Genomic DNA, 23,438 nt, shown 5'->3' on the forward strand with positions numbered 1-23,438 from the left:
TCCTAAAGGTACTTTTTGCGTTCTTCTTCAATCATGGATGAAAGAATTTCCTCTTCTATTTCATCCTTATCGATATCGTTGTCAAGGGTTCCTTCATCCGTTCCATTTTTCTTCACCCATTTTCGAATGAGGAAGAAAATCGCCACCCCTGCAATCCCTAATACTACAAAAGGCAGTACCCAAGCAACTAAACTGAACCCGCTTTTTTCTGGAGCTGTTAAAATTTCTTCTCCATAAATATTGACATAGTATTCACGAATTTTGTCCTTATCCCAGCCCTTGTTCATCATCCCAACGATGTCTTCCTTAAACCCAATCGTAAGATTACAAGTCTTTGGGTCACATTCGAAGTGGTCCTGACCACAGCCGCATGTACACATAAATTGTGAGGCAGCCGCTTCAAATTCCTTAGACTTGTAGTCAAACTCTTCAGCTCCAACCTGAAAGAATGAAGCTTGAAAAATAAATGTAATCAGAAGGAGTCCAATAAGGATTTTACCTTTCATATTAAGACACCTCTTTGCGTACTCCTGTGTATCGTGGAGTAATATTTTGATATTTTCCATTCCAAACTGCAAATAGCGAACCTATGACAATCATGAAAGAGCCAATCCATAGCCATGCAATCATTGGATTAACTTTTACAATAAAGGTTGCTTTGCCATCATTCTCCCAATCACTTAAAACAATATATAAATCTTCTTTTAAGGATGAGATTAGACCAACTTCTGATGAAGGCTGATCCCAGTTGCCGTAAAAGACTTTTTCAGGCTGAATGCTTCCAATGCGTTTTCCATCCTTGAATACGGTCATTTCCGCATATACGATGTCATTAATACCTTCTCGTTTTTGATCAAGACGCTCGTAATTAATACGATAATCCTTGACTTCAATAGAATCTCCTAGATTCACAGTTTTCATTGTTTGCACATCATAGTTTTGTGAACCGATAATACCCATTGCAATAAATGCTATTCCAATATGGACGATATAACCGCCATAGCGACGACGGTTTTTAGTCATTAGTCGATAAAGTGAAAGATGAACTTTTTCCTTCGTCATTTTTCTTCGTGCTTTAACACCTCGGTAAAACTCAAGGAAATGTGTGATAAATAATAGAACGATTACCCCAAAGCCAATTACTGCCCAGGCTTTTTGAATACCAAGAACGACCATTAATGCCATTGCAACAACCGCAAGGATTGCTGGAATTAAGAAGTTTTTCTTTAAATTCTTGAGTGATGACCTTTGCCATGCAAGTAATGGACAAACAGCCATAACAAACATCATCGACAATAGAATTGGTGCTTGAACCGTATTAAAGAACGGCATACCCACAGTAACCTTTGTACCTCGTACAGCTTCAGATACTAATGGGAAAACTGTTCCCCAGAATACACCAAACGCTGCTCCTACTAGCAATAGGTTATTTAATAAGAAGCTGCTTTCTTTCGAAATGTATGAATTGAATTCTCCTGCACTACGTTTCAAGAGGTTGTAACGGCTCATTAACACATATAAGGCACCAATTACTGCTACACCCATGAATATTAGAAAGTATAATCCAAGATTTGAATTAGCAAATGCGTGTACGGATGTCAGTACACCGCTACGTACAAGGAATGTTCCGAATAACGTTAATGCATAAGACGTAATAATTAGGCTTATGTTCCAAATTTTCAACATGTTTTTTCGCTCTTGGATCATGACAGAGTGCAAGAACGCAGTTGCCGTTAACCAAGGCATAAAGGAGGCATTTTCAACTGGATCCCATGCCCAGTAACCGCCCCAACCTAGCTCCACATAAGCCCATTGACCGCCGAATATATTTCCTAGACTTAAGAATAACCAAGCTATAATCGTCCAGCGTCTTGTCATTTTAATCCAGAAATCATCGACATTTTTCAATAATAGTGCAGCCATTGCAAACGCAAATGGAATAGCGAGTCCTACATAACCAAGGTAAAGGGTAACTGGGTGAATAATCATACCTGGGTTTTGCAGCATTGGGTTTAAACCATGACCTTCAATCGGAACTTGATCCAAAAGAATGAACGGTTTAGCAACGAACCCAAGGATTAGGAAGAAGAATACGATATTTCCCAATAGAATGGCGGAAATATATGGAACCATTGGATTTCCTCTCATTTTTCTTGAGAAGGCAATCATTACGGTGTAAAGAACTAAGAAGAAAGTCCATAATAACAATGATCCTGAATTCCCAGCCCATAAGGCTGTAAGCTTATAAATAACTGGCAGTTCACTGCTTGTATAATCCGTAACATATTCATATTGAAATTGAGATGTAGCGAGTAAATAGAATAAGGAGAGCATGGCCATCGTAGCACAAACTAGGATTCCCATTACTCCACCTTTACCACTGTTGATTAATTTTTGATTCTTCGTGCTAATCCCCAATGTGATGATCAGGAGTGAGTATATTGCAAGCGCTAAGCCTACATAGATGGTTGCATTAGCAAATAAGTACATATTGTCACCTTCTTATTATTTTGCCGTGTCTGGTTCTGTTGGTGGCTGATCTAATAATTTTTTATGTGCCTCAGGATCATAGTTTTCAACATCTTCTCCTTCGTATTTCGAAGGGCATCTTGTTTTAACTGTTTCAGCGACAAACGTATCTTTTTTAGTAGGCGCTCCTTGGAGGATTACAATAACCCCTTCAGAGAAATTATCTGGCCTTGTTCCGTTATGGATAACATGCATTAAATTACCATCGTTATCTTTGATATTGAATTTCAACTCAATTTTATCTGGGTTCCATTTAATAGATTCTTCGATTAATAGACCCTCTACTGTTACAAAATCATCTTTATGTTTTTCTTGGTTTGCTAAAAGCTCTTTCATTGTTAATTCAATACCGCTTGAACCTGGTGTTGCTGCCATAAGCAAGAAAACTATTGCACCTGCGATTATGAAACCACCTAGCATTACAATCGTATTCTTTTTCAACCCATTCACCCCATTAAATTAATTTTTTCATTTCCTCATCGTACGTTTCTTGGTCAATCTTTCCTGTTAATAGCTTTTTTCGTAATTCTTTTTTATCGTCAATGTTGATTGACTTGCTTTCCTTTTTAACTTGTTGCTTCTTAGGTGGGTTGTTTGCTGATTTAGAACTTGAAGTTTTAGGTGCAGATTGTGATTTACCTTTTAATCCCAAGTAAACAAACAAACCAGCAATGATGATTGCGATTCCAATAACGATGGCACCGCCAATACCTATTAATGGTATATCAGAGCCTGAACTGCCTGATCCACCAGAACCACCTTTAATTTGATCTGTTGCAGAAACACCCGTATGGTTTTCATCATTTGGCGGCTGTTTCTCATTGATAGCTTCTAAAGTTGATTTATATCCATCTTTTTGATATGAAAAAGAATATTTATAGTTTTCACCAATTTTCACATCTTTGTATTGATAGTAGAATAGCTCTTCGCCATATTCACTTTTTGTGTTGTTTGGCGCTTTAGGCTCTAATGAGATCTCTTTTGCATCCATAGGTGAGTAAAAGATGACATCAAATGTGCCAATTTCAGCTGGGTTACTATATTCAAAAGTAAAACTTCTATCATCTTTTACTTCTACTGTGCTGGTATAATACTCAACTACAAACCTATACGATTCATCTTTCTTGATTGGTTTAGAAGGTTTCCAAGTGATAACTCCCTTATCCTTATCTACATCAAAAGGACGTTGTACTTCCGGCTTATTGTCTTCTGGAAATTCAGCAATTAAATATGCTTGGAAGCCATTATCATTTGCAGGTACTTCAATTTCAATTTTCCCATCGAAATCCGCCCCACTTTTGTTTGTAAAAGTGCCGTATTGTCCGATAAGTAAGGACGGGGTATCTTTTGGCCAGTTTTCAGGATAATCAAACTCGGGCATTATTTGAATTTGCATATCGGTATAAGGAAACTTTTCTGGCTGAAATGCTGTTTCAGCACTTGCACTTGGAATGATAAAGCTAGCTAAAAATGACGTGATTACAAATATAGCCAAAAACTTTTTTTTAAGCATAATGATCCTCCTTGAGCTCCTATAAGAAACTATTTTTCACTATAGCCCTCTTTGAAATAAATATAATATTAATCACCTATGTATAGTTGATTCACATTTGAACATTTTGTAAAAGGAGAAAAAACGTTACCTTTTCGTCAAAAAATGACCACAGAATGTTCACAATTACCTATCTTCCCAAAATATCCTCCTGTTTTTTTATATCCCAACTAGTACTATAAACCCTAACCTATATACCTAGTTGATTTGAAAATGAACGTTTTGTTAATTTCTTCACAAATAGACTATTTTGTAGTTATTTGCCGAAATAAACCATTTATCATCATCTTGAAACTAAAGACTATCTATGAGAATAAAAAAACCTTGAATTCATTTATTGAATTCAAGGTTCAAGATAATCAATTCTACTATCGTCGTTTACTTTTACGGAACGAATATAACTGACAATATCTGTTATTTCGTCTTTTTCAAGCTGCCGTACACCTTCTTTACCTTTTAAAGATGGACCCATCGAAGTATTTTCACGGCCGTACGCAGCAGTAATCCAGATTTGTTGATCTGTTGTAAACTTCAGATACTGTGGATTAGAAAGAGCTGGGCCCATTTTTAATTTTCCAACTCCGGCCTCACCATGGCAGTTTAGACATTTTTGATTGTATAGTTTCATTCCAGTTTCAGGATTCCCAGCTATTTCCTTCGGAACTTCAAATTCAATTTCTTGCTTTTGCCAATCCCTAATAAATGTGACAAGATTATTCAGATCCTTTTCTGACAATCTTTCACTGTAAGCTGGCATACCCGTTCCTTCTCTGCCATGTTTAATACTGTTGTAAATATCCTTATCAGATACAATATTTAAATAGTTTTGGTTATTAATGGCTGTTCCTGCATTTGGCCCTTCACCTTTTCCAGTTTCACCATGACAAATCAAGCATTGTTTTTTATAGACTTTTTCTCCTGCAAAAATAGCTTCGGTATTCTTTTTATTAAAGATATCACTATTTATTAGACAAACAACAATTCCAAAAATAATAAGTATATAGAGGCCATATAATATTTTTTTCATAAGCTGTCCCTTATTTAGGTTCAGGAGTTGGTGTTGCCTCTCCATAATCTTCATATTTCTTATAAATTAAGTCACTGATTTTCTTAAGGCTTTTACCATCTTGATACATTTCTACCGAATCCTGCGCGATGTCTATACAAACATCACATGTTACACCGTGATCGGACCACTCGGTAACCGCATTTTCATCTCCAAATTGCCCTACAAAGCAATCAAGATTACTTTTATGTCCAATCATTCCACAACTGCAAAAACAAGGAACACTAGCTAAAACCTCGGGATAGGTTGCTGCCATTGTATATGTCTCTTCAATTTTTTCAGAAGTGTTCAAAACATAATCAGGTAATGGACTATGTTTCTTATCAAGGGTTAATTTTTCTTTATTTGAGCTGCAACCTACTGCAATTATGACTAGTAGGATACTGAAGAACATTAGTGTATAGACTTTTTTCACTTATCTGTCACCCCTTCGTTTGTGATGTAATTTCAGTTTAATTTTAGCAAACTAAGTTCTGAACTGAACCAACTAATTATTACTATTTAGTGAAGTTTTAAAACTTTGAAGCCGAGAAAGAGTTAAAAAAATAGCCTTAGTCCAATTAAGGACTAAGGCTTAGTATTATGCACGTGAGACGTATGAAGCTTCAGTTGTGTTAATGATCAATTTGTCACCTTGATTAATGAAGAATGGAACTTGAACGTGAAGTCCAGTTTCAAGGGTTGCTGATTTTGTACCACCTGATGATGTATCACCTTTTATTCCTGGCTCTGTTTCAGCAACTTCTAATACAACCGTGTTTGGCAGTTCAACACCAAGTGTTTCATGTCCGAACATCATGATATGAACTTCCATGTTTTCTTTTAAAAACTTTAGTTCATATTCAATATTGTTTTCTTGAAGCTCCACTTGTTCGTAAGATTCCATATCCATAAACACATGCTGATCACCACTAGCATATAGGTATTGCATTTTACGATTATCAATTTGTGCTTTTTCAACCTTCTCACCAGCACGGAATGTTTTCTCTTGGATTGCTCCATTACGAAGGTTACGAAGCTTAGAACGTACAAATGCCGCGCCTTTTCCTGGTTTAACATGTTGGAAATCAAGAACGCGCCAAAGCCCGCCATCCACTTCAATGGTTAGACCGGTTTTAAAATCATTAACAGAAATACTCATGTTTTATCCTCCTATGTCGATTACAAAATAATAAGTTCTTTTGTTGAATGGGTAAGTGCATCATTATGGTCTTTGGTAATGAGAGTATCATCCTCAATCCGAACCCCGCCAAGTCCTGGTATGTAGATACCTGGTTCAACCGTAACAATCATGCCTGGTTCAAGAACCAAATCTGAACGGAAAGAAAGAGTTGGACCTTCATGTACTTCAAGGCCAATACCATGTCCAGTTGAATGTCCGAAATATTCTCCATAACCTTTTTCTGTTATGTAATCTCTTGTAAGTGCATCTGCCTTTTTACCTGTGATTCCTGGCTTTATTCCAGCCATTCCCCTCAGTTGTGCTTCTAAAACGATATCGTAAATTTCCTTCAGCTTTGCCTCAGGTTCACCTACTGCTACTGTTCTAGTGATGTCAGATACATAACCGTCATAATAAGCACCAAAGTCCAAGGTTACAAAATCTCCTTTTTCAATCACCTTGTCACTAGCAACACCATGCGGGAGCGCAGAACGATGCCCAGAGGCAACAATGATATCAAAGGAAGAAGAAGCTGCTCCTGCCTTTCTCATAAAGAACTCAAGTTCATTGGATACGTCAAGCTCCGTTTTTCCCGGACGAATAAAATCCAATATATGTTTAAACGCAGCATCAGCAATATCTGCTGCCACCTTTAATATCTTAATCTCAGCTTCCGTCTTAATCAAGCGTAACTTTTCAATTACACCTGAAACTGGAATAAGTTCTGTTTCAACTTCTTTTTCATAAGCTTTATAGGACGAAAAAGTTAAATGATCTTCTTCAAAACCGAGTTTTTGAATACCTAGTTTTTTTGCTTGTTTCGCTACTTCTTCCACAAGCGTTCCTGTCATTTTAATAACTTCATACCCTTCACATTGGGATGAGGCTTGTTCTACATATCGAAAATCGGTAATAAATTGCGCCGTGTCAGAACTAATTAAAACCACTCCAGATGAACCAGTAAAATTTGTCATATATCGACGATTATACTGACTGGTGATTAAAAAACCGTCAATTCCATATGTAGAAAAACTCGATCTTAATTTATCTATTTTACCCATCTTCTCCCACTCCCTTGTATGTAATCTGTAGAAAACTTTCCATATGAAATAATATCAGAATTTATTTTAACACATCTAAGTACTTTAAGACTAATAAAGCGTTAAGATGCTGTCTCATTAACTTCCATATGATTGATTTGGTATTCATAATTAATGGAATACCCAATGAATAATCCATAAATTAAATATAAACAAATGGTCGTAATAAAAGTATTACGGCTTAATTCTAAAAATGGCTTCATACTAGTAAAGAGTGGATTTAATACAACATATACTAGTAAAAATAAGGTGATACCGTAACCAAAGCCTATCCAGATACCATTCAATTTTTTTAGTGCAATGGAATAAACAAAAGCTGCACCAACGGATAACATTCCTAGTAATAGTATCGAGATAATCGTTCCAAGCCATTCATTTTTCCATTTCCCTAAAGCCCATGGTTCAAGTATGACATTAGGACGAATTTCAGTGAAGTTAAAGTAGTATGCAAAAAAACCAATGGTTCCCCAAAAAAGACCTCCAAATAACCCTGTCCAGAAAACATGTGCAGTAAAAGACATGGGTTTTGGGTAATTTGATTTCTTTGGCTCATTAACCATAACCATCTACCTCCTTAAAAAAGTATGATACCTAATACTTTTATCCAACAGAATTCCACCATATTATGCCCTTTCCTTTCCTTACACTTGCATAAATTAAATATTTTAATTGGAAATATTATGTCATCCTAGAGGTTTTTTCTTGTTTGAAGTAGAATAAAATTAAGTACATACAAAAATTCACACATAGTCTCTTGATATACCTCTATTTACCTATTTTATCCATTAATTAAACAATAGAAGACATGCTTAGATAACATCGATGGCTGGAGATTAGCAAAAACATTACTTTTTATGTGTTTAAAAAATTAAGAAAATGCTTATGATGCTCTTAGGGAGGTGGCGTTCTTGAAAAATCGGATTTCCGTTCCTTTGGTTGGTAGTGTTATTGTTCTAGGAATAATTGGAATTATTGGAGCATTTACTAGTAATCCTATTGGTTTTCTTCAAAGTATTGCAGTCTTTGCATTAGTCGGCTTAGCCATATTCTACGTTTTCCGTCTAATTGCAAAAGCAAATCCCCAAAAAAAAGAGCAGCAAGCGTTTATTAAAGCAGCTAAGAAATCAAAAAAGCGATTGCAATCTAAAACTGGAGAACAGCAGACTAAAAGTTCTTCTTTGGGCTCGCTAGCTTCTTTAAAGAAAAGCAATAAGATAAAAAAGAAATCTCCAGTTCACTTAACAGTCATCGATGGTAAAAAAGGCAAAAAGAAAAATCGAGCGTCCTTATAAACGTTCGATTTTTTCTTGTATTTCAATTCTTTAATAACACCAAGAAGCAAAAAACTTTTTAGCTGCATTCCTTCCCAATTCAAATAACTCTTGTTTCTTTTCATCAGTCAAATCAAACTCAATGGACAATCCACCTTCACTAGGGATAAAAATGATATTTTTTTCATGTCTTCTGGAAATATAACGTGAATCATGTGCATCCTTCATTGTTTCAAACAATGCACCAAACAGTTGAATAGCATTTTTAATCTGATGTTTTTCATGCTCGTATTCATTAGCGCTTAACTTAATCCCAATTACTGGTCTTATTTTTTGGAGATTATCCCGGTCGAAGAGCCACATCGGGAAATTGCTCAATACCCCTCCATCCACTATTATATTGACACCATCCATTGATTTTAGTTTTACAGGTTCAAAAAAATAGGGAATACTACAGCTCATTCTTACTGCTTTCGCAATTGAAAAAGATCCAGGTGCAATACCGTATTTCACTAGGTCATCAGGTAGGACAACTAATCGGCCGTTCGATAAATCAGATGCAATGATTCTTAGGTTTTGAGGAGGTAAATCTGAAAATGTCCTTACTCCCTTTGCAGCTAATTTTTCTCCTATCCATTTCTCCAACTCATTTCCTTTATATAATCCCAACTTCCAATAAACAAACAGCCATTTAGCAAAGGGAAACGGAATGACCATTTTCCGAGAATCAAGAAACTTTGTTAAATCAAGCTCATCAAGAAGCCGTTCTATTTCATCACTTCCATACCCGGCAGCAATAAACGCAGCTACAATCGAGCCTGCACTCGTCCCGGCGACTCGTTCAAATTGAAGACCTCTTTTTTCAATTTCTTCGATGGCCCCAATAAGCGCAAAACCTTTAATGCCTCCTCCAGAAAAAACACCGTCTATTTTCATGGCAGTCACTCCTAAAGGTAACTTATTGTTACATCTTTAAGCAGAAGATAACAGAAATAGTACGGTGTACAGGTATAAAATTTATTTTTCTACGTGAAATATTCAACAACAGCATTTGGAAAATATTCTTCAATATAATTGCGAATCGTGGTTTCTAATTCTTTTGCTTCTTCTGTAGGATATACGTATTTTCCTATTCCATAACGCCCCCATTTATATTTTCGCTTTTCTTCATCCATTTCTAGCTTTGTTTTTGGATACCGCTTAGCAATGACATTTTTTGCTGGTTTAGTAAACCGGTGTTGAATAAGTTCAAACGTTAAATCTGGTATTTCTATTCCCGCAAGCTCATTACTTAACCGTTCGAATAGTTCATGATAGCCCTGTTTCCAATCTTCATGCAAATAAATAGGTGCAACAATAAACCCTAATGGATAATTTGCTTTTGCGACCTTTCTAGCAGCAGCCAGACGATCTTCAAAGGATGATGTCCCTGGCTCAAAGTTTTTTATTACGTAGCGTGAATTTACACTAAAGCGAAACCTTGTTTTACCATTGTGATTGGCATCAAGGAGATGATCGACATGATGGAATTTCGTAACAAATCGGAGTCTTCCAAACTCTGACTGTCCAATAAATTCGATGGTCTTCTTTAGTGAGTGCGTTAAATGATCCAAACCAACGATGTCCGAGGTACAAGCGGCTTCAAATCTTGTTATTTCTGGCTTGCGCTCATCCATGTATTTTTGTGCTTGTTCAAATATTTCATCTAGGTTTACATAGGTGCGAATATAGGGTTTGCTGCCAAGTGTCGTTTGTAAATAGCAATAATGGCAATGTCCCATGCACCCTGTAGCCAAAGGGATGGCATATTCAGCTGAAGGCTTAGATGTATCAAATTTGAGTGTCTTTCTAATTCCTACAACAAGTGTTGATTTTGCATTTCGGTATTTCTGATTTTCATTTTCCCCTGGCAAATCGCGAATCTGGTTATGGGAAGTAGTCTCTCGGATTTCAAGATTCAATTTTTCAAATTTCTCTTTCAGTTCTCTTCCGAGCGGATATTCTAGAGCTCTCGGTTCAAAATACACTAATTGCGGCATAAATGGTTCCAAATTGTTTTCCTCTTTTCAATCTTTTTTTATAGTATGAGCAATTATTTTATAAACATGGTTCATAATTTGGTTATATTTTGGCTACAAATTGTTCACTATAGCACTCTCTTTCTTCATATCATCAACATAAAAATTCTCTATACTTTACCTACTAATTCGTTAATGTTTATTAACAAGTAAAGGCAGGGAACTCTTATGAGCATAAAAAGAGAAAGCATAAAGGTGTATGAGATGACTTGTACATCATGCGAGAAGCGGGTTGAAAGGACAGTAAAAAAATTAGATGGAGTAGTAAATGTAAAAGCTAGTTTTAGCGGTCAATTTGCGGAAATTGAATATGATGATAATTTATGCGACTTGAAAAAAATAAAAAATTCTATTCAAAGCGTAGGTTATAGTTCAGAAAAGCCTAAAGACTTTAAGTTTATCGGCATTATGATTGCGGTAGCAGTTGTTGTATTGCTTGGGATCAACACTGGGAACTACAATATGGAAGACCAGTTAAATAATGCCTCTTATGCCGTATTATTTGTTGTAGGGGTCATTACCTCAATTCATTGTGTAGGAATGTGCGGCGGTATCATGCTTTCCCAAAGTATTGGAAAAGAAAGCAAGAGTAAATTTGAAGCCATAAAACCTGCACTTTTATATAATGCTGGAAGGGTAGTCGCCTATACGATTCTTGGTGGGGTTATTGGTGCCATTGGTTCTGTTTTTGCTCTATCTCTTACTGCTAAAGCAGGATTACAGTTATTTGCAGGTATTTTCATGATTATGATGGGCTTTAATATGTCAGGGTTTAAGGCTTTTAGAAAATTCCAAATTAAATTACCTACCGTCGCCTGTAAAGCAATGAGGAAACCGAAAGCTCCGTTCTTTGTCGGGCTTCTCAACGGGTTAATGCCATGCGGTCCATTACAAACGATGCAAATATTCGCACTAGGAACAGGCAGTGCTGCGGCTGGTGCTCTATCAATGTTTATGTTTTCAATCGGAACGGTCCCATTAATGCTGACCTTTGGAGCATTATCCGGTTTATTAAGTAAAGGGTACACAAAGAAAATCCTTAAATTTAGCGGTGTATTAATCATTATGCTCGGTATTATTATGAGTAATAGAGGACTTGCCCTCGCTGGTATGAATATAAGCCCGATGGCTATTATGTCAAGTGCTGGTGCCTTCGGCGAGATAAGCGCCTCATCAGACACATCCAGTGCAATTAAGGCAACCATTAAAGACGGTGTTCAGGTATTGAATATGACAGCTAATGGTTACGGCTACACTCCAAGAACCCTTTATGTCCAAAAAGGAATGCCTCTTAAATGGGTGGTTGAAGGCGAAAAAATTACTGGCTGTAATAATACAATTGTAGTGCCAGACATGAATATTCAACAGAAGCTACAAAGTGGGAATAACCTAATTGAATTCACACCTGGGGATGAAGATCTAAATTTCAGCTGTTGGATGGGAATGAAACGTGGAGTAATTAAGGTTGTAGATGATCTTGAATCAATAGCTGCATCTAGTAGTGATGGTGATGGACTTGATACTGCCGTTGCTGCAGCACCTGAACAACCCGCTAAGCCTAGTATTTATGGAGATGATTTTACTAAGATAGCGACAGACCGCTTAGTTAAAGTAGCCGAAGTTGCTGGGAACGAGCAGACAATTACAGTTACTGGAACTGGATATGAATTTGAACCTTTAATCATGGTAGTAAATAAAGGGCTCACTACCAGAATGGCATTAGACTTAACTTCCTTTGATAATGCTGACGGGTACTTTATGATTTTGAATACAACAACAAAACAAATTGTTACTGATTTTACAGGTACAAGAGGAATGAATAATATTGAGTTCTCTATTAGAGATAGTGGGTCTTATGGTATCTTTTTAAATGAGCAAGAATTACTTGGTATCATTGAAGTTGTGGATGATCTAAATTCAATAGATTTAGAGAAAGTCAGGGGAAAATATTTACAATAATAGAAAAGAGCTTTGGTAATCAATTGATTATCAAAGCTCTTTTTCCCGATATAAATCATTTTAGACGTAAAGAAAATACCCAGGTTTAGTGTTAATGAGTTGGATCAAAATAGATTCTCACTGTAGTGCCTACACCTTCTTCACTATCAATCTTAATCATTGCATTATGAAGTTCTAAGATATTCTTAACAATCGTTAATCCGAGGCCAGCTCCTTCTATTTGATTCCTGCTTTTATCTCCTCTATAAAGCCTTTCGAAAATAAAAGGTAAATCTTCCTGCTTAATACCTATACCATTATCAATTAACTCTACTATAATGTTTTTATTTTCTTTATATAGTTTTATAAGAATCTTTCCATTATTATTTGTGAATTTCAGAGAATTTGATAATAAGTTAATAAATACTTGTTTTATTTTGTCCTTATCGCCAATAATTTGATAGTTTTCATCGGATAGAATCATAAACTCTATATTAATATTCTTATTTTCGGCAGCCATAAAAAAATCTCTGCTTATTTCTGTAATTAAATCATCCACGTATATGGTTTCATAATTTAGCTTGATACTCTCTGATTCAAACTCCTTTAATAGATTCAAGTCATTAATCAATTTTCCAAATCGGATAACTTCCTCATTTAAATAATGTAATCCTTCTTTTGTTACAGGAAATACCCCATCAATCATGGCTTCAAGATTATTTTGCAAAACATTTAATGGTGTCCTAATCTCATGGGTAATATCCGATACCAGCCGCTTCCTAAGTGTATCCTGATAATTTAATTTTTCAGCTAGGATGTTAATACTCTTTCTTAAATCCTCTAATTCTTCTATATTGCTATTGATATTCGATTTTGCATTAAAATTCCCATGTGATAAGCTAACCGACATCTTCGCTACCTCCCGAATCGGGGTAGAAAATTGTTTTGAAAAAAACAGACTAAAACTACCAATGATGATGAGTGTTAGAACTCCACTGGCAACAATGCTTTTATTTATTGCAGATTTGAAGGTTAAATCCTCTTCCGATAGTAGGACGGATGAATATTGTCCAATATCGACAAAGCCAACTACTTTTCCATCTACAATTATTTCAAACGATTTAGTTGTATAAACACCATTATCTTGAACAGACATTTCACCAATATGAATTTGATTTAATAGTTCCTCTGGGTCCATTCCCCAAACAGGCTGTTTGTTGCGATCCATAAGTGTCAAACAATAGTTACCCATATAAGCTTCGTGCATTAATTCAATCCCGGTATTTTTCGTCCATTTCCCTTCCCTTTTATAGGCTTCTTCAAAATAAGTAACAATTCTCTCGTATCTCTTGTTTTGAATATCGAGCATGTATTGATTGAATTTATGTGAGACAGTAAAATTAACAAAAATGGTAACAAGCAGGATGGCTGCAACAGCACATAACACAAATAAGATGCTTAATCTTCTGCTGATAGATTGCATTTATTTCTCACCGCCAAATTTATAGCCAGCTTTCATTACCGTCACAATATATTTAGGATTCTTGGTATCACTTTCTATTTTTTTACGAATATTTTTTATGTGGACATCAATTGTTCGATCGTATCCGCTAAAATCTGCTCCAAAGATTTTATCTATTAATTGTTCTCTCGATAATACACTTCCTTTTGCTGTAACAAGTCCACATAATATATCAAACTCATTCGGTGTAAACGGTATTACTTGTCCATGAACTTTTACAGCTCTTTTATCACAATCAATCTGTAAATGGCCATCATTAAAAATAATCTTTGATGATGGAAAATTAGCGCTTAATCTTCTAAATAAAGCATTTACTCTAGCCGTGAGTTCTCTTGGGCTGAAGGGCTTAATTAAATACTCATCTGCACCAATATTTAAACCCTCTATTTTGTCATTTAATGACCCCTTTGCTGTCAGCATAAAAATGTGGACATCAGAGGTTTGGCGGATTATTTTACATACCTCTTCACCGCTTATATCTGGGAGCATTAAATCAAGTATGATTAACTTAAAATCTGCTGTATTAAAAATATCTAACCCTTTTAGACCATTTGCCGCACAATGAACTTTATATCCTTCTTTTTCCAAATAACCTTTAATAACAGTTGCTACACTTGCCTCATCTTCAATTAGTAAAATATGATTCATGATCGTTCACCCTGCTCACTATTTTTTAATTGTTGGCTGTGTTAAATTGGGCTGTTGATTTACGCTCCAGGCACTTCGCTTTCCGCAGGCGTTGCGGCGAGCCTCCTCGGCGCAAGCGCCTGTGGGGTCTCACCTGCTCCGTACTCCTGCAGGAGTCTTCGTGCCTTCCGCGCAAATCAACAGGTGCATATATCAACATTTAGCTTTAACACAGCCTAATTGTTTGTAAAATAAGTATACTAGCTGAACATAGTGTAAAATATGAAAAAGGCTGACAATTATGTGTCAGCCTTTTTGTATTCCTAAGAAGTTTCACATCTAAAGTTTTACTTTTTGTAATCGTAAGGCATTTAGGACAACTGAAACGGAACTGAATGCCATCGCAGCTCCGGCAAGCCAAGGGGCTAAGAAACCAAGCGCAGCTACTGGTATTCCGAGCGAATTATAAGCTAGTGCCCAGAAAAGATTTTGTTTAATGTTCGTTATCGTTTTCTTACTCATGAATATAGCGTCGGCAATACTATTTAAATCACCACGAATGAGGGTAATATCAGCTGCTTCCATTGCTACATCCGTTCCGGTACCAATTGCCATCCCAATGTCTGCAATCGCAAGTGCTGGGGCGTCATTTATTCCATCACCAACCATTGCAACTTTCTTCCCTTGTGCCTGTAGTTTCTTAATTTCCTCTGCTTTTCCCTCTGGAAGAACTTCAGCAATTACATGATCAATACCAGCTTGCTTTGCAATCGCTAAGGCAGTTTGTTGATTATCGCCTGTAATCATAATACACTCGAGTCCCATATTTTTAAGGCGGCTAATCGCCATTTTTGACGTTTCCTTTATGGTGTCAGCAACAGCAACTGTACCAGCATATTGACCATCAACAGCGGCGAGCATCGCTGTTTTCCCTACCTTTTCCCATTCATCCATTTGTGCAAGAGCACCAGCCACCTGCACATCATACTTATTCATTAATTTTCTTGTACCAACTAATAATTCTTTACCATCGACCATTGCTCTAATACCGAAACCAGGAATGGCTTCAAATTCAGTAACATTCTTCAAAGGAATCCCTTTTTCATTTATACCTTGAACAATTGCTTGCGCGAGAGGATGCTCTGATTGTTTCTCAGCAGAGCCCACTAATGACAAGAATTCTTCCTCTGAAAGTAGGTCATTAGTAGAAATATCTGTTAATACAGGTGTTCCATTCGTGACTGTACCGGTTTTATCCAATACAACAGTGGTAATTCGATGGGTCATTTCTAAATGTTCTCCACCTTTAAAAAGAATCCCAAATTCTGCAGCCCGACCTGAACCCGCCATGATAGAGGTAGGAGTTGCCAGCCCAAGCGCACATGGACAGGCAATCACGAGGACAGCTATCATTTTTTCTAAAGCTTCAGCAAAATCTCCAGGTGCCACCCATACATACCAAATAATAAAAGCGATAACAGCAATCCCAACAACGATTGGAACAAAAATTCCAGATATCTTATCGGCTAGGCGCTGAATAGGGGCCTTCGAACCTTGTGCCTCTTCGACCACCTTAATGATTTGCGCAAGTGCAGTGTCCCTTCCAACCCTCTTTGCCTCAACCTTTAGGAAACCATTTTTGTTAAGTGTTGCACCGATTACTTCATCACCGATACTCTTATCAACAGGGACACTTTCTCCTGTAAGCATTGATTCATCAATGGCTGAATTTCCTTCGATAATTTTTCCGTCCACTGGAATTTTTTCTCCAGGCTTAATATAAAGGACATCACCAACAATAACCTCTTCAAGCGGGATTTCTTGTTCTAGCCCGTTTCTTTCCACCGTTGCGGTCTTAGCTTGCAGCCCCATTAATTTTTTAATTGCTTCTGACGAACGACCTTTTGCTTTTGCTTCAAAAAGCTTCCCTAAGATGATTAATGTAATAAGGACTGCACTGGTCTCATAATAAAGTTCAAGTGAATGTGTCTCGATTGAAAGCGACATAATGGATAAATATAAACTGTAAAAAAAGGCTGCAGATGTACCTAGAGCAACAAGAACATCCATATTGGCACTTTTATTTTTTAATGCTTTATAAGCACCGATATAGAACTGACCGCCGATTATAAACTGAACGGGAGTAGCCAAAGCCAACTGAAACCAAGGATTCATAAATATCTCGGGTACCCATATGAATGAAGTAAATGAAAAGTGTCCGAACATTGCCCACAATAATGGAAGGGAAAGAATCGCAGAATAGATAAACTTTTTCGTTTGCCTTTTTATTTCCTTCTGACGATGGTCGCTTGTTTCTTTTGCGTCTTCCTTAACATGGGCACCATAACCAAGGTTTTCCACTTTTTTAATAATGTCATTAGTGGTTAAGGCTGAACCATTGTACTCAACCGTTGCTTTCTCAAGTGCTAGATTCACATTGGCCTTAACTACACCTTCTAATTTATTTAAGCCTTTTTCTATTCTTGTGGAACAGGCTGCGCAGGTCATCCCGGTGATATCAAACTCTGCCTTTTCCGTAACCACTTCATAGCCTAGATCCCTAATTTTCTTTTCAATATCTTCAACCTTAAGTTTTTCTGGATTGTATTTTATTGCTGATTTTTCAAGAGCTAAATTGACGGTTGCTGTTTCTATACCTTCTAATTTATTTAATCCCTTTTCAATTCTTGTTGCACAAGCAGCACAAGTCATTCCAGAGATTTGCAGATTGGTTTCTTTTAAACTTTGAGCCATAAAAGCCACCCCCTATACCCCACGTGGGTATGTTTTTTTGTAAAAAGAACGTGCTACTCATTAGCACGTGTCATTCATATTACTTTACATCGTAACCTTGATCATCAATTGTTTCTTTAATTTTATCGAGCGTTACCTCTTGAGTGTTAAATTCAACATCCACTGTCTTGGCTTTTAAATTAACTTTTACAGTGCTAACACCGTTCAGTTCACCAACACTTCCTTCAACTGCTTTTACACAATGATCGCATGACATACCTTGAACGTTTAATGTTACCTTTTCCATTTATATACACCCTTTCCTAATTAACTATATTATCCTCATAATAGAGGTAAGATCTTCATCCTTATTTAACCATACCCCCCTACCCTATGTAAAGTTCTTTTATAGGATTTTTTTTTTTTATTTTCCAACTTTCACATTTTGTTCATACTTCCATTTTTATCCTTAGAGTGACCAATAAGTCATGGAGTCCATTATACCGAGCAATAACATAATGATTCCCGATATCCTCTGGATTATGACACCGAATTTCCTTCCTTTTTTCATTAATAAACCCCCACCACCTAAGTACCAGATAATAAAAATAAATAGGATTAGCGGTAGGGCAGTTCCTAAAGCAAATATGGAAGGTAGTATAATTCCATATGAGTTAGACAACACAACTGGCATTAGAGTAACAAAGAACAGGATAAACATGGTTGGACAAAAAGCAAGTGAAAAACTAAAACCTAGCATGAATGATCCAAATGGGGTTTCCTTTTTGAACTCCTTGGAACCTTTAAATAAATTTATTGTTCCTTTAATTTTTATTAATCCTAGCATATATAACCCAACAATAATTAATAACGGACCCATTATTTTGCGGACCCATGGAAAATAGTTTATGAGGTTATCTTGAATTTCTCTTCCTAAAATCCAGACAAGCCCTCCTAATAACGAGAAGGCAGCGATTTTACCTAAAGTGAAAAAGATAACATCTTTCCAGACGATTTTTTCCTGGAAGGATCGGTTACCGTATAGCGTTAATGCACTGATGTTACCGGTTAGTTGACATGGTGCCAGTGCTCCCACTAGTCCCAATAGTAAAGCAAAAACAACGGGCCATGATTCCAAGTTATTGGCAATGATAAAAAAAGGTTTGCTGACAAACGCACTAAACTGGCTTAATACGTTATACATAGGATCACCTGTATTCTAGTAAATACTGTTTTTGTTAATTACTACTATATCAATAGTACTCAGATTATATGAAGATGGTATGTAGAGATTTTGACAATTTTGCAACATTCTTCTTTTAAAGTTGGATAGATAATAAGGCAAAAATACCAGCTAGATTATGGAGCAAAGGAATCTAGCTGGTTATGTGGAAGTAATTCTTTAATTTAATGCCATTCAACATTATCATTTATAATAGTGTCCTAACTTTGATGTACCTTTTCTCAGTCATCCTAAAATGGTCCTTGCAACATTCTCAATAATGGTTTCTGCTTTTTGCAGGTTAACCCTTGCAATTCGTATTTCCTTGAACCATCGTTCAATTGGCAGGTCCCCTGCATACCCTGTACCACCATGAATTTGTAACATATCATCGATAACTTTTGCAGTCGTTTCCGTTGCATGAAGCTTCGCCATTTGCGCCACAAGCTCGAAATCGGATTCTTTGTTATCTGATCTTCTTGCAGCATTTTGAACCATTAATCTTGCGGACTGGAGATTAATAACCGCTTTTCCAAGCATAGTACGAATGGACGGGAATTCAGCGAGAGGTTTACCTCTTGTAATTCTAATTTTGGCGAATTGCTTTCCATACTCAATGGCTTTAGCAGCTACACCAATAGATTTTGCACCAAGTAAAATTTGTGCTTCTGCCAACCACTGCCTCATTAAGTCAGCACCTTTACCTACGGCACCAATTCGTTGATTATCATTAACTCGATAGTTTTTTAATGAAATATTATATGTTGTTTGAACATCAATCAATACCGTTTCCTCTATCTCTAATTGGTCATCAAATTCTAAAAGGAAAAGTGTCGGTTGGTTTTCTCCATTTTCTAATATACAATTTACAAGAACGACTCCAAATGCAGACTGTTCAAGGTTTTGGATGTATGTCTTTTTCCCATTGAGTATCCATTCATTACCATTTCTGACCGCTGAGCTGGTCAGTTTCTCAAGATAGTTATCCTCATGTTCTTCCCAAAGAGCAATAAAACAACCCTTTCCTTCTTTAATAGCAGGTTTAACTAACCGTTCGATTTGCTCACTAGTACATTCCTCTAAGAAACGAGGAAATTCTCCTCCTAAGGCATCTCCAGCTGGATGGTATAGTCCTAGACGATGCTGTGAGGCTTCTTCAAGCAAAATTGCTCTTGCTAGTATAGATAAGCCAGCACCGCCCCATTCCTTTTTCGCTCCTAATGCTTGTAATCCCGAACTCTTTGCTTCTGTTTGCAGTCGGCTAACTACTTCTTCTGGCAATTTTTTTACATATTCACCTGGCGATAACTCTGCAGGTGCTACACTCTCTTTAATCAACGACTGTACAGTTTTTTTTAATAGTTGTAACTCTTTATCTACTAATAATTCAGACATTATTATCCCTCCAAATGAGACCTATTTTAAAATCTCTTTTCTCTGTGCCCTAGCAGCTTGTTCAAGCAGGTTCTTGATTCCAACATCTAACTTACTAAATCGAATATCCATTGCTTCGCCAATTTTCCAACGATAATAGATTTGCTGGAGAATGACAGCGATTTTATAAAAAGCAAAGGTGAGGTAGTAATCAATATGCGTTAGATCTTGGCCGCTTTTCTTCGCATACATTTCTAGTAGTTCTTTTCTTGAAACAAAACCAGGTTTTGTCGTTACCGACGTCAGTCCTGTTTCTTCTTCCCCCGGTTCCGTCCAATAGGCTAATGTAGCCCCAAGATCGGTTAAGGGATCACCAATCGTACTTAATTCCCAATCAAAAACACCAATTACCTCACCCGGATTTGTAGCCGAAAACATCATGTTATTCAGCTTAAAATCATTATGAACAATCGTTGGTGCCGGTGATGGGGGGATATTGTCAATGAGCCATTTCTCTAATGATTCAACCTCGAGGATATCATTTGTTTTTGCATTATGGAACCTTTTAATCCATCCATGTACCTGTCTGCTTAAATATCCGTCCGGATATCCGAAATTAATTAAACCTGCAGCTTCATAATCAATCGCATGTAATTTGACTAAGGTATCTACCACAGCATTTGAAACAAGAACCCCCGTATCTGCCCGATCTTCAAACTCCTTGGGTAGTGAATTGTCGAGAACAACACCCTCTATTTTCTCCATCACATAGAAGTGTCGGTCCATAACACTTGGATCCTCACAGTATAGAAAAGGCTTAGGTGCGAGTGGGAATACCCGATGAATCTTTTCTAATATCTCACATTCTCTTTTCATGTCATGTGCCTTTGGTGGTATGGGACCAAACGGAGGTCGCCTTAAAACCGCTTGCCAATCTCCAATCGAGATAAAGTAGGTTAAATTTGAGTAACCTGCAGAAAATTGCTTTACCTGTAGTGCCTCATCAGATAGCCCGGATATTTGCTGATGAATATATTCTTTAATGGTTAACCAGTTAATATCATTAACTTTTTTAGGTAACTGTTGTTGGCTCATGCAATCTCTCCTTTAACTGGAAATCTTTTAAGACTTGACGTGCTACAACCATCCGGTGCACTTCATCAGCACCATCGTAGATTCTTGCTGCCCTTGCTTCCCGAAGCAGACCCTCAAGTGGTGTGTTCGAACTTACCCCATACATACCTAAAGTCTGAATCGCACGATCAAGGACGTTGTTTAACATATGAGCACCGTAAAGTTTGATGAGCGAAACTTCCTTACGAGCTTGATCACCCTGATCCATTTTCCAAGCTGCCTGAAGGGTTAATAATCTGGAAGCTTGAATTTCAGCTTCTGAATCGGCGATATAATTTTGAATGGTTTGTGAGTCAGCAAGTGTTTTCTCACCATCCTTTTTGGTTAACGAATAAGCAATCATTTCATTCAATGAACGACGTGCGACACCAAGCCAGCGCATGGCATGGGTGATTCTGCCTGGGCCTAATCGCAATTGTGCCAGTTTAAATCCTTCGCCTCGATTGCCTAGCAAATTTTTCCCTGGAATTCGGCAATTATTAAAACGGACTTCACAGTGTCCGCCTGGATAATGGTCACCCATGACAGGTACCTCGCGAACGATTTCAAAACCTGGGTTATCTGTTTCGACAATAAACAGGCTTGTACGATGGTAAGGGTCAGCATCCGGATCAGTTACAACCATCGCGATGGTAAAAGCTGCTCCCTCCGCACCTGTGGTATACCACTTATGGGCATTGATTACCCACTCATCTCCATCCTTTACTGCCGTTCCAAGCAGCGTTCTTGGGTCTGAGCCAGAAACCCCCGGCTCTGTCATCGCAAAACAGGAGCGAACATCGTAATTTGCCAATGGCTTTAAATATTTTTCCATTTGCTCTTCATTTGCTGCATGGACTAATATTTCTCCATTTCCCGCATCAGGAGCCATCGAACCAAAAACATATGGACCAATTGGACTTTGGCCAATGACTTCAGAAAGCAAACCTAAGGACACGAATCCCATACCCATACCACCTAGTTCTTTAGGTAAGTGGCCTGCCCATAATCCTTTCTCCTTAACGATTTGTTGCAATGGCTTTAATATTTCCTCTGGCAACCCACGGTGTGGGACCATGTATTTTTCATTTGGATACACATACTTATTCATAATTTCCGTTGCTTGCTCAATCATCCTTTTTTGCTCTTCACTTTCAGTAAAATTAAACACTATTAATCACTCCTATTGGAATTACGATAAATTTCAAAATAATAGTAAAGTAGAAAATCGAGAGATAAATATTATTACTAGGTGAAGAATACACAATCTCTAATTTCAATTTTTCATTCATTTTTTGAAATAAAATATAAAACTTAGGCATGCCTCAAGCACTTATTGAGCAAGCCATCCTCCATCAACAAAAACAGTTTGCCCTGTCATATAATTACTAGCATCTGAAGCTAGTAAAATAGCTACCCCTGCCAATTCATCAGCCACACCTAATCTATTCATAGGTGTCTTACCAACGATTTTTTCACGTACTTTTGGATTGCTTAGTTCAACCCTATTCATTTCGGTTTCGATATAAGCAGGACCCATCGCATTGACTTGGATTCCATACCTAACCCATTCGAGGGCAAGCGATCTAGTTAGATTGATGACTGCAGCCTTACTGGCAGTATAAGAACTTATACCGAGATCACCGACAGCACCTGCGACAGAAGCAAGATTAATGATTTTTCCAGATCCTTGTTCCTTCATTACCTTAGCTGCAGCCTGCATTGGCTGCAATCGAGGAAGGGATTGTTGTAGGTGGAGGAACTGCCTTACTCCAAGTTTTACCCGAAATAAGGGAACAAATAAGTCATTTTGAAGGAGATAGATACAACGGGGCTCAGGTTGTGTTGGATGCCTTAACAACTCCTCTCATAACTATTGCAAATAACTGTGGATTATATGATCATAATGACAATGTGTTAACAGAATATATTCACTTTTCCTAAATCGTTGTATGTTCAACGGTATTATAGAGAGCTTCCTTCTAATATCGTTTAAAAACCAAGAAAGCGCTCGCGGAATATCAAAAACCCTTCACTCTCATTTTAAATTTTATATGTCGGTATTTCCCATCGACCGGCTTTATGTTAGAATACCCATGATTAATATCACGCTTTCTATTAATGCAAATATTATGCCAAATTTAAAGGAAA

The 23,438-nt window shown here is 37.1% G+C and carries 23 protein-coding genes; 3 read left to right on the forward strand and 20 right to left on the reverse strand.

Annotated features, from left to right (window positions below):
• Positions 1-2: 2 nt before the first annotated feature.
• The 9 genes from BLR86_RS03560 to BLR86_RS03600 all read right to left on the reverse strand — a co-directional run bounded on the left by BLR86_RS03560 (position 3) and on the right by BLR86_RS03600 (position 7,969).
• The gene (locus BLR86_RS03560; protein ID WP_090758377.1) at positions 3-506 is read right to left on the reverse strand and encodes a cytochrome c-type biogenesis protein; all 504 of its coding nucleotides are present in this window, start codon (positions 504-506) and stop codon (positions 3-5) included.
• 1 nt (position 507) lies between these two features.
• Positions 508-2,490 (reverse strand): heme lyase CcmF/NrfE family subunit, encoded by a 1,983-nt coding sequence (locus tag BLR86_RS03565; RefSeq protein ID WP_090758380.1) that lies wholly within the window; start codon positions 2,488-2,490, stop codon positions 508-510.
• 15 nt (positions 2,491-2,505) lie between these two features.
• On the reverse strand, positions 2,506-2,970 hold the full coding sequence (locus tag BLR86_RS03570) for a cytochrome c maturation protein CcmE (protein ID WP_090758381.1): 465 nt from the start codon (positions 2,968-2,970) through the stop codon (positions 2,506-2,508).
• Between the two features lie 13 nt (positions 2,971-2,983).
• The gene (locus BLR86_RS03575; protein WP_090758383.1) at positions 2,984-4,042 is read right to left on the reverse strand and encodes a hypothetical protein; all 1,059 of its coding nucleotides are present in this window, start codon (positions 4,040-4,042) and stop codon (positions 2,984-2,986) included.
• A 382-nt stretch (positions 4,043-4,424) separates the two neighbouring features.
• A complete protein-coding gene (locus tag BLR86_RS03580) occupies positions 4,425-5,108 on the reverse strand; it encodes a c-type cytochrome (RefSeq protein ID WP_090758385.1) in 684 nt (227 codons plus the stop codon).
• Between the two features lie 10 nt (positions 5,109-5,118).
• Positions 5,119-5,562 carry a PCYCGC motif-containing (lipo)protein gene (locus tag BLR86_RS03585; RefSeq protein ID WP_090758389.1) on the reverse strand — a complete coding sequence of 148 codons (444 nt, stop codon included), beginning with the start codon at positions 5,560-5,562 and terminating at the stop codon, positions 5,119-5,121.
• 165 nt (positions 5,563-5,727) lie between these two features.
• Positions 5,728-6,288 carry an elongation factor P gene (gene efp / locus BLR86_RS03590; RefSeq protein ID WP_090758391.1) on the reverse strand — a complete coding sequence of 187 codons (561 nt, stop codon included), beginning with the start codon at positions 6,286-6,288 and terminating at the stop codon, positions 5,728-5,730.
• Positions 6,289-6,308: 20 nt separating this feature from the next.
• Positions 6,309-7,370 carry a M24 family metallopeptidase gene (locus BLR86_RS03595; RefSeq protein WP_090758393.1) on the reverse strand — a complete coding sequence of 354 codons (1,062 nt, stop codon included), beginning with the start codon at positions 7,368-7,370 and terminating at the stop codon, positions 6,309-6,311.
• 101 nt (positions 7,371-7,471) lie between these two features.
• Complete coding sequence (locus BLR86_RS03600) at positions 7,472-7,969, reverse strand: YqhR family membrane protein (RefSeq protein WP_090758395.1); 498 nt, start codon at positions 7,967-7,969, stop codon at positions 7,472-7,474.
• 339 nt (positions 7,970-8,308) lie between these two features.
• Between BLR86_RS03600 and BLR86_RS03605 the strand changes: the two genes are divergently transcribed.
• A complete protein-coding gene (locus BLR86_RS03605; protein WP_302847193.1) occupies positions 8,309-8,701 on the forward strand; it encodes an SA1362 family protein in 393 nt (130 codons plus the stop codon).
• 30 nt (positions 8,702-8,731) lie between these two features.
• On the opposite strand, the gene BLR86_RS03610 is transcribed toward BLR86_RS03605, so the two are convergent.
• Both BLR86_RS03610 and splB read right to left on the reverse strand, forming a co-directional pair.
• On the reverse strand, positions 8,732-9,616 hold the full coding sequence (locus BLR86_RS03610) for a patatin-like phospholipase family protein (protein WP_090758399.1): 885 nt from the start codon (positions 9,614-9,616) through the stop codon (positions 8,732-8,734).
• Positions 9,617-9,705: 89 nt separating this feature from the next.
• The gene (gene splB / locus BLR86_RS03615; RefSeq protein WP_090758401.1) at positions 9,706-10,731 is read right to left on the reverse strand and encodes a spore photoproduct lyase; all 1,026 of its coding nucleotides are present in this window, start codon (positions 10,729-10,731) and stop codon (positions 9,706-9,708) included.
• Positions 10,732-10,926: 195 nt separating this feature from the next.
• Here splB and BLR86_RS03620 point away from each other — a divergent pair, with 195 nt between their 5' ends.
• Positions 10,927-12,717 (forward strand): urease accessory protein UreH domain-containing protein, encoded by a 1,791-nt coding sequence (locus BLR86_RS03620; protein ID WP_090758403.1) that lies wholly within the window; start codon positions 10,927-10,929, stop codon positions 12,715-12,717.
• 91 nt (positions 12,718-12,808) lie between these two features.
• Here the strand turns inward: BLR86_RS03620 and BLR86_RS03625 are convergent, their stop codons facing one another.
• The 9 genes from BLR86_RS03625 to BLR86_RS03665 form a co-directional block, all read right to left on the reverse strand.
• Entirely contained in the window at positions 12,809-14,179 is a 1,371-nt protein-coding gene (locus BLR86_RS03625; protein WP_090758405.1) for a sensor histidine kinase, read from the reverse strand.
• Positions 14,180-14,866 carry a response regulator transcription factor gene (locus BLR86_RS03630; protein ID WP_090758407.1) on the reverse strand — a complete coding sequence of 229 codons (687 nt, stop codon included), beginning with the start codon at positions 14,864-14,866 and terminating at the stop codon, positions 14,180-14,182.
• 318 nt (positions 14,867-15,184) lie between these two features.
• Positions 15,185-17,599 (reverse strand): heavy metal translocating P-type ATPase, encoded by a 2,415-nt coding sequence (locus tag BLR86_RS03635; RefSeq protein ID WP_090758409.1) that lies wholly within the window; start codon positions 17,597-17,599, stop codon positions 15,185-15,187.
• A gap of 79 nt (positions 17,600-17,678) precedes the next feature.
• A complete protein-coding gene (gene copZ / locus BLR86_RS03640) occupies positions 17,679-17,885 on the reverse strand; it encodes a copper chaperone CopZ (protein ID WP_090758411.1) in 207 nt (68 codons plus the stop codon).
• 162 nt (positions 17,886-18,047) lie between these two features.
• Positions 18,048-18,782, reverse strand: a complete 735-nt coding sequence (locus tag BLR86_RS03645; protein WP_090758413.1) for an urease accessory protein UreH domain-containing protein — start codon at positions 18,780-18,782, stop codon at positions 18,048-18,050.
• Positions 18,783-19,046: 264 nt separating this feature from the next.
• Positions 19,047-20,195, reverse strand: a complete 1,149-nt coding sequence (locus tag BLR86_RS03650; RefSeq protein WP_090758415.1) for an acyl-CoA dehydrogenase family protein — start codon at positions 20,193-20,195, stop codon at positions 19,047-19,049.
• A gap of 21 nt (positions 20,196-20,216) precedes the next feature.
• Positions 20,217-21,269: a phosphotransferase family protein gene (locus tag BLR86_RS03655; RefSeq protein ID WP_090758417.1), complete on the reverse strand. Its 1,053-nt coding sequence runs from the start codon at positions 21,267-21,269 to the stop codon at positions 20,217-20,219.
• Positions 21,247-22,458 carry an acyl-CoA dehydrogenase family protein gene (locus tag BLR86_RS03660; protein WP_090758420.1) on the reverse strand — a complete coding sequence of 404 codons (1,212 nt, stop codon included), beginning with the start codon at positions 22,456-22,458 and terminating at the stop codon, positions 21,247-21,249. The genes BLR86_RS03655 and BLR86_RS03660 overlap by 23 nt, the downstream gene beginning before the upstream one ends.
• A 162-nt stretch (positions 22,459-22,620) precedes the next feature.
• Positions 22,621-23,010: an SDR family NAD(P)-dependent oxidoreductase gene (locus tag BLR86_RS03665; protein WP_254782242.1), complete on the reverse strand. Its 390-nt coding sequence runs from the start codon at positions 23,008-23,010 to the stop codon at positions 22,621-22,623.
• Between BLR86_RS03665 and BLR86_RS25590 the strand changes: the two genes are divergently transcribed.
• Positions 23,010-23,231: a TCP-1/cpn60 chaperonin family protein gene (locus tag BLR86_RS25590; protein ID WP_175492778.1), complete on the forward strand. Its 222-nt coding sequence runs from the start codon at positions 23,010-23,012 to the stop codon at positions 23,229-23,231. The two genes, BLR86_RS03665 and BLR86_RS25590, sit on opposite strands and share 1 nt — an antisense overlap.
• Positions 23,232-23,438: the final 207 nt, after the last annotated feature.

This window comes from Bacillus sp. OK048, assembly GCF_900103525.1.
In the GTDB taxonomy this organism is placed as follows: Bacteria; Bacillota; Bacilli; order Bacillales; family Cytobacillaceae; genus Neobacillus.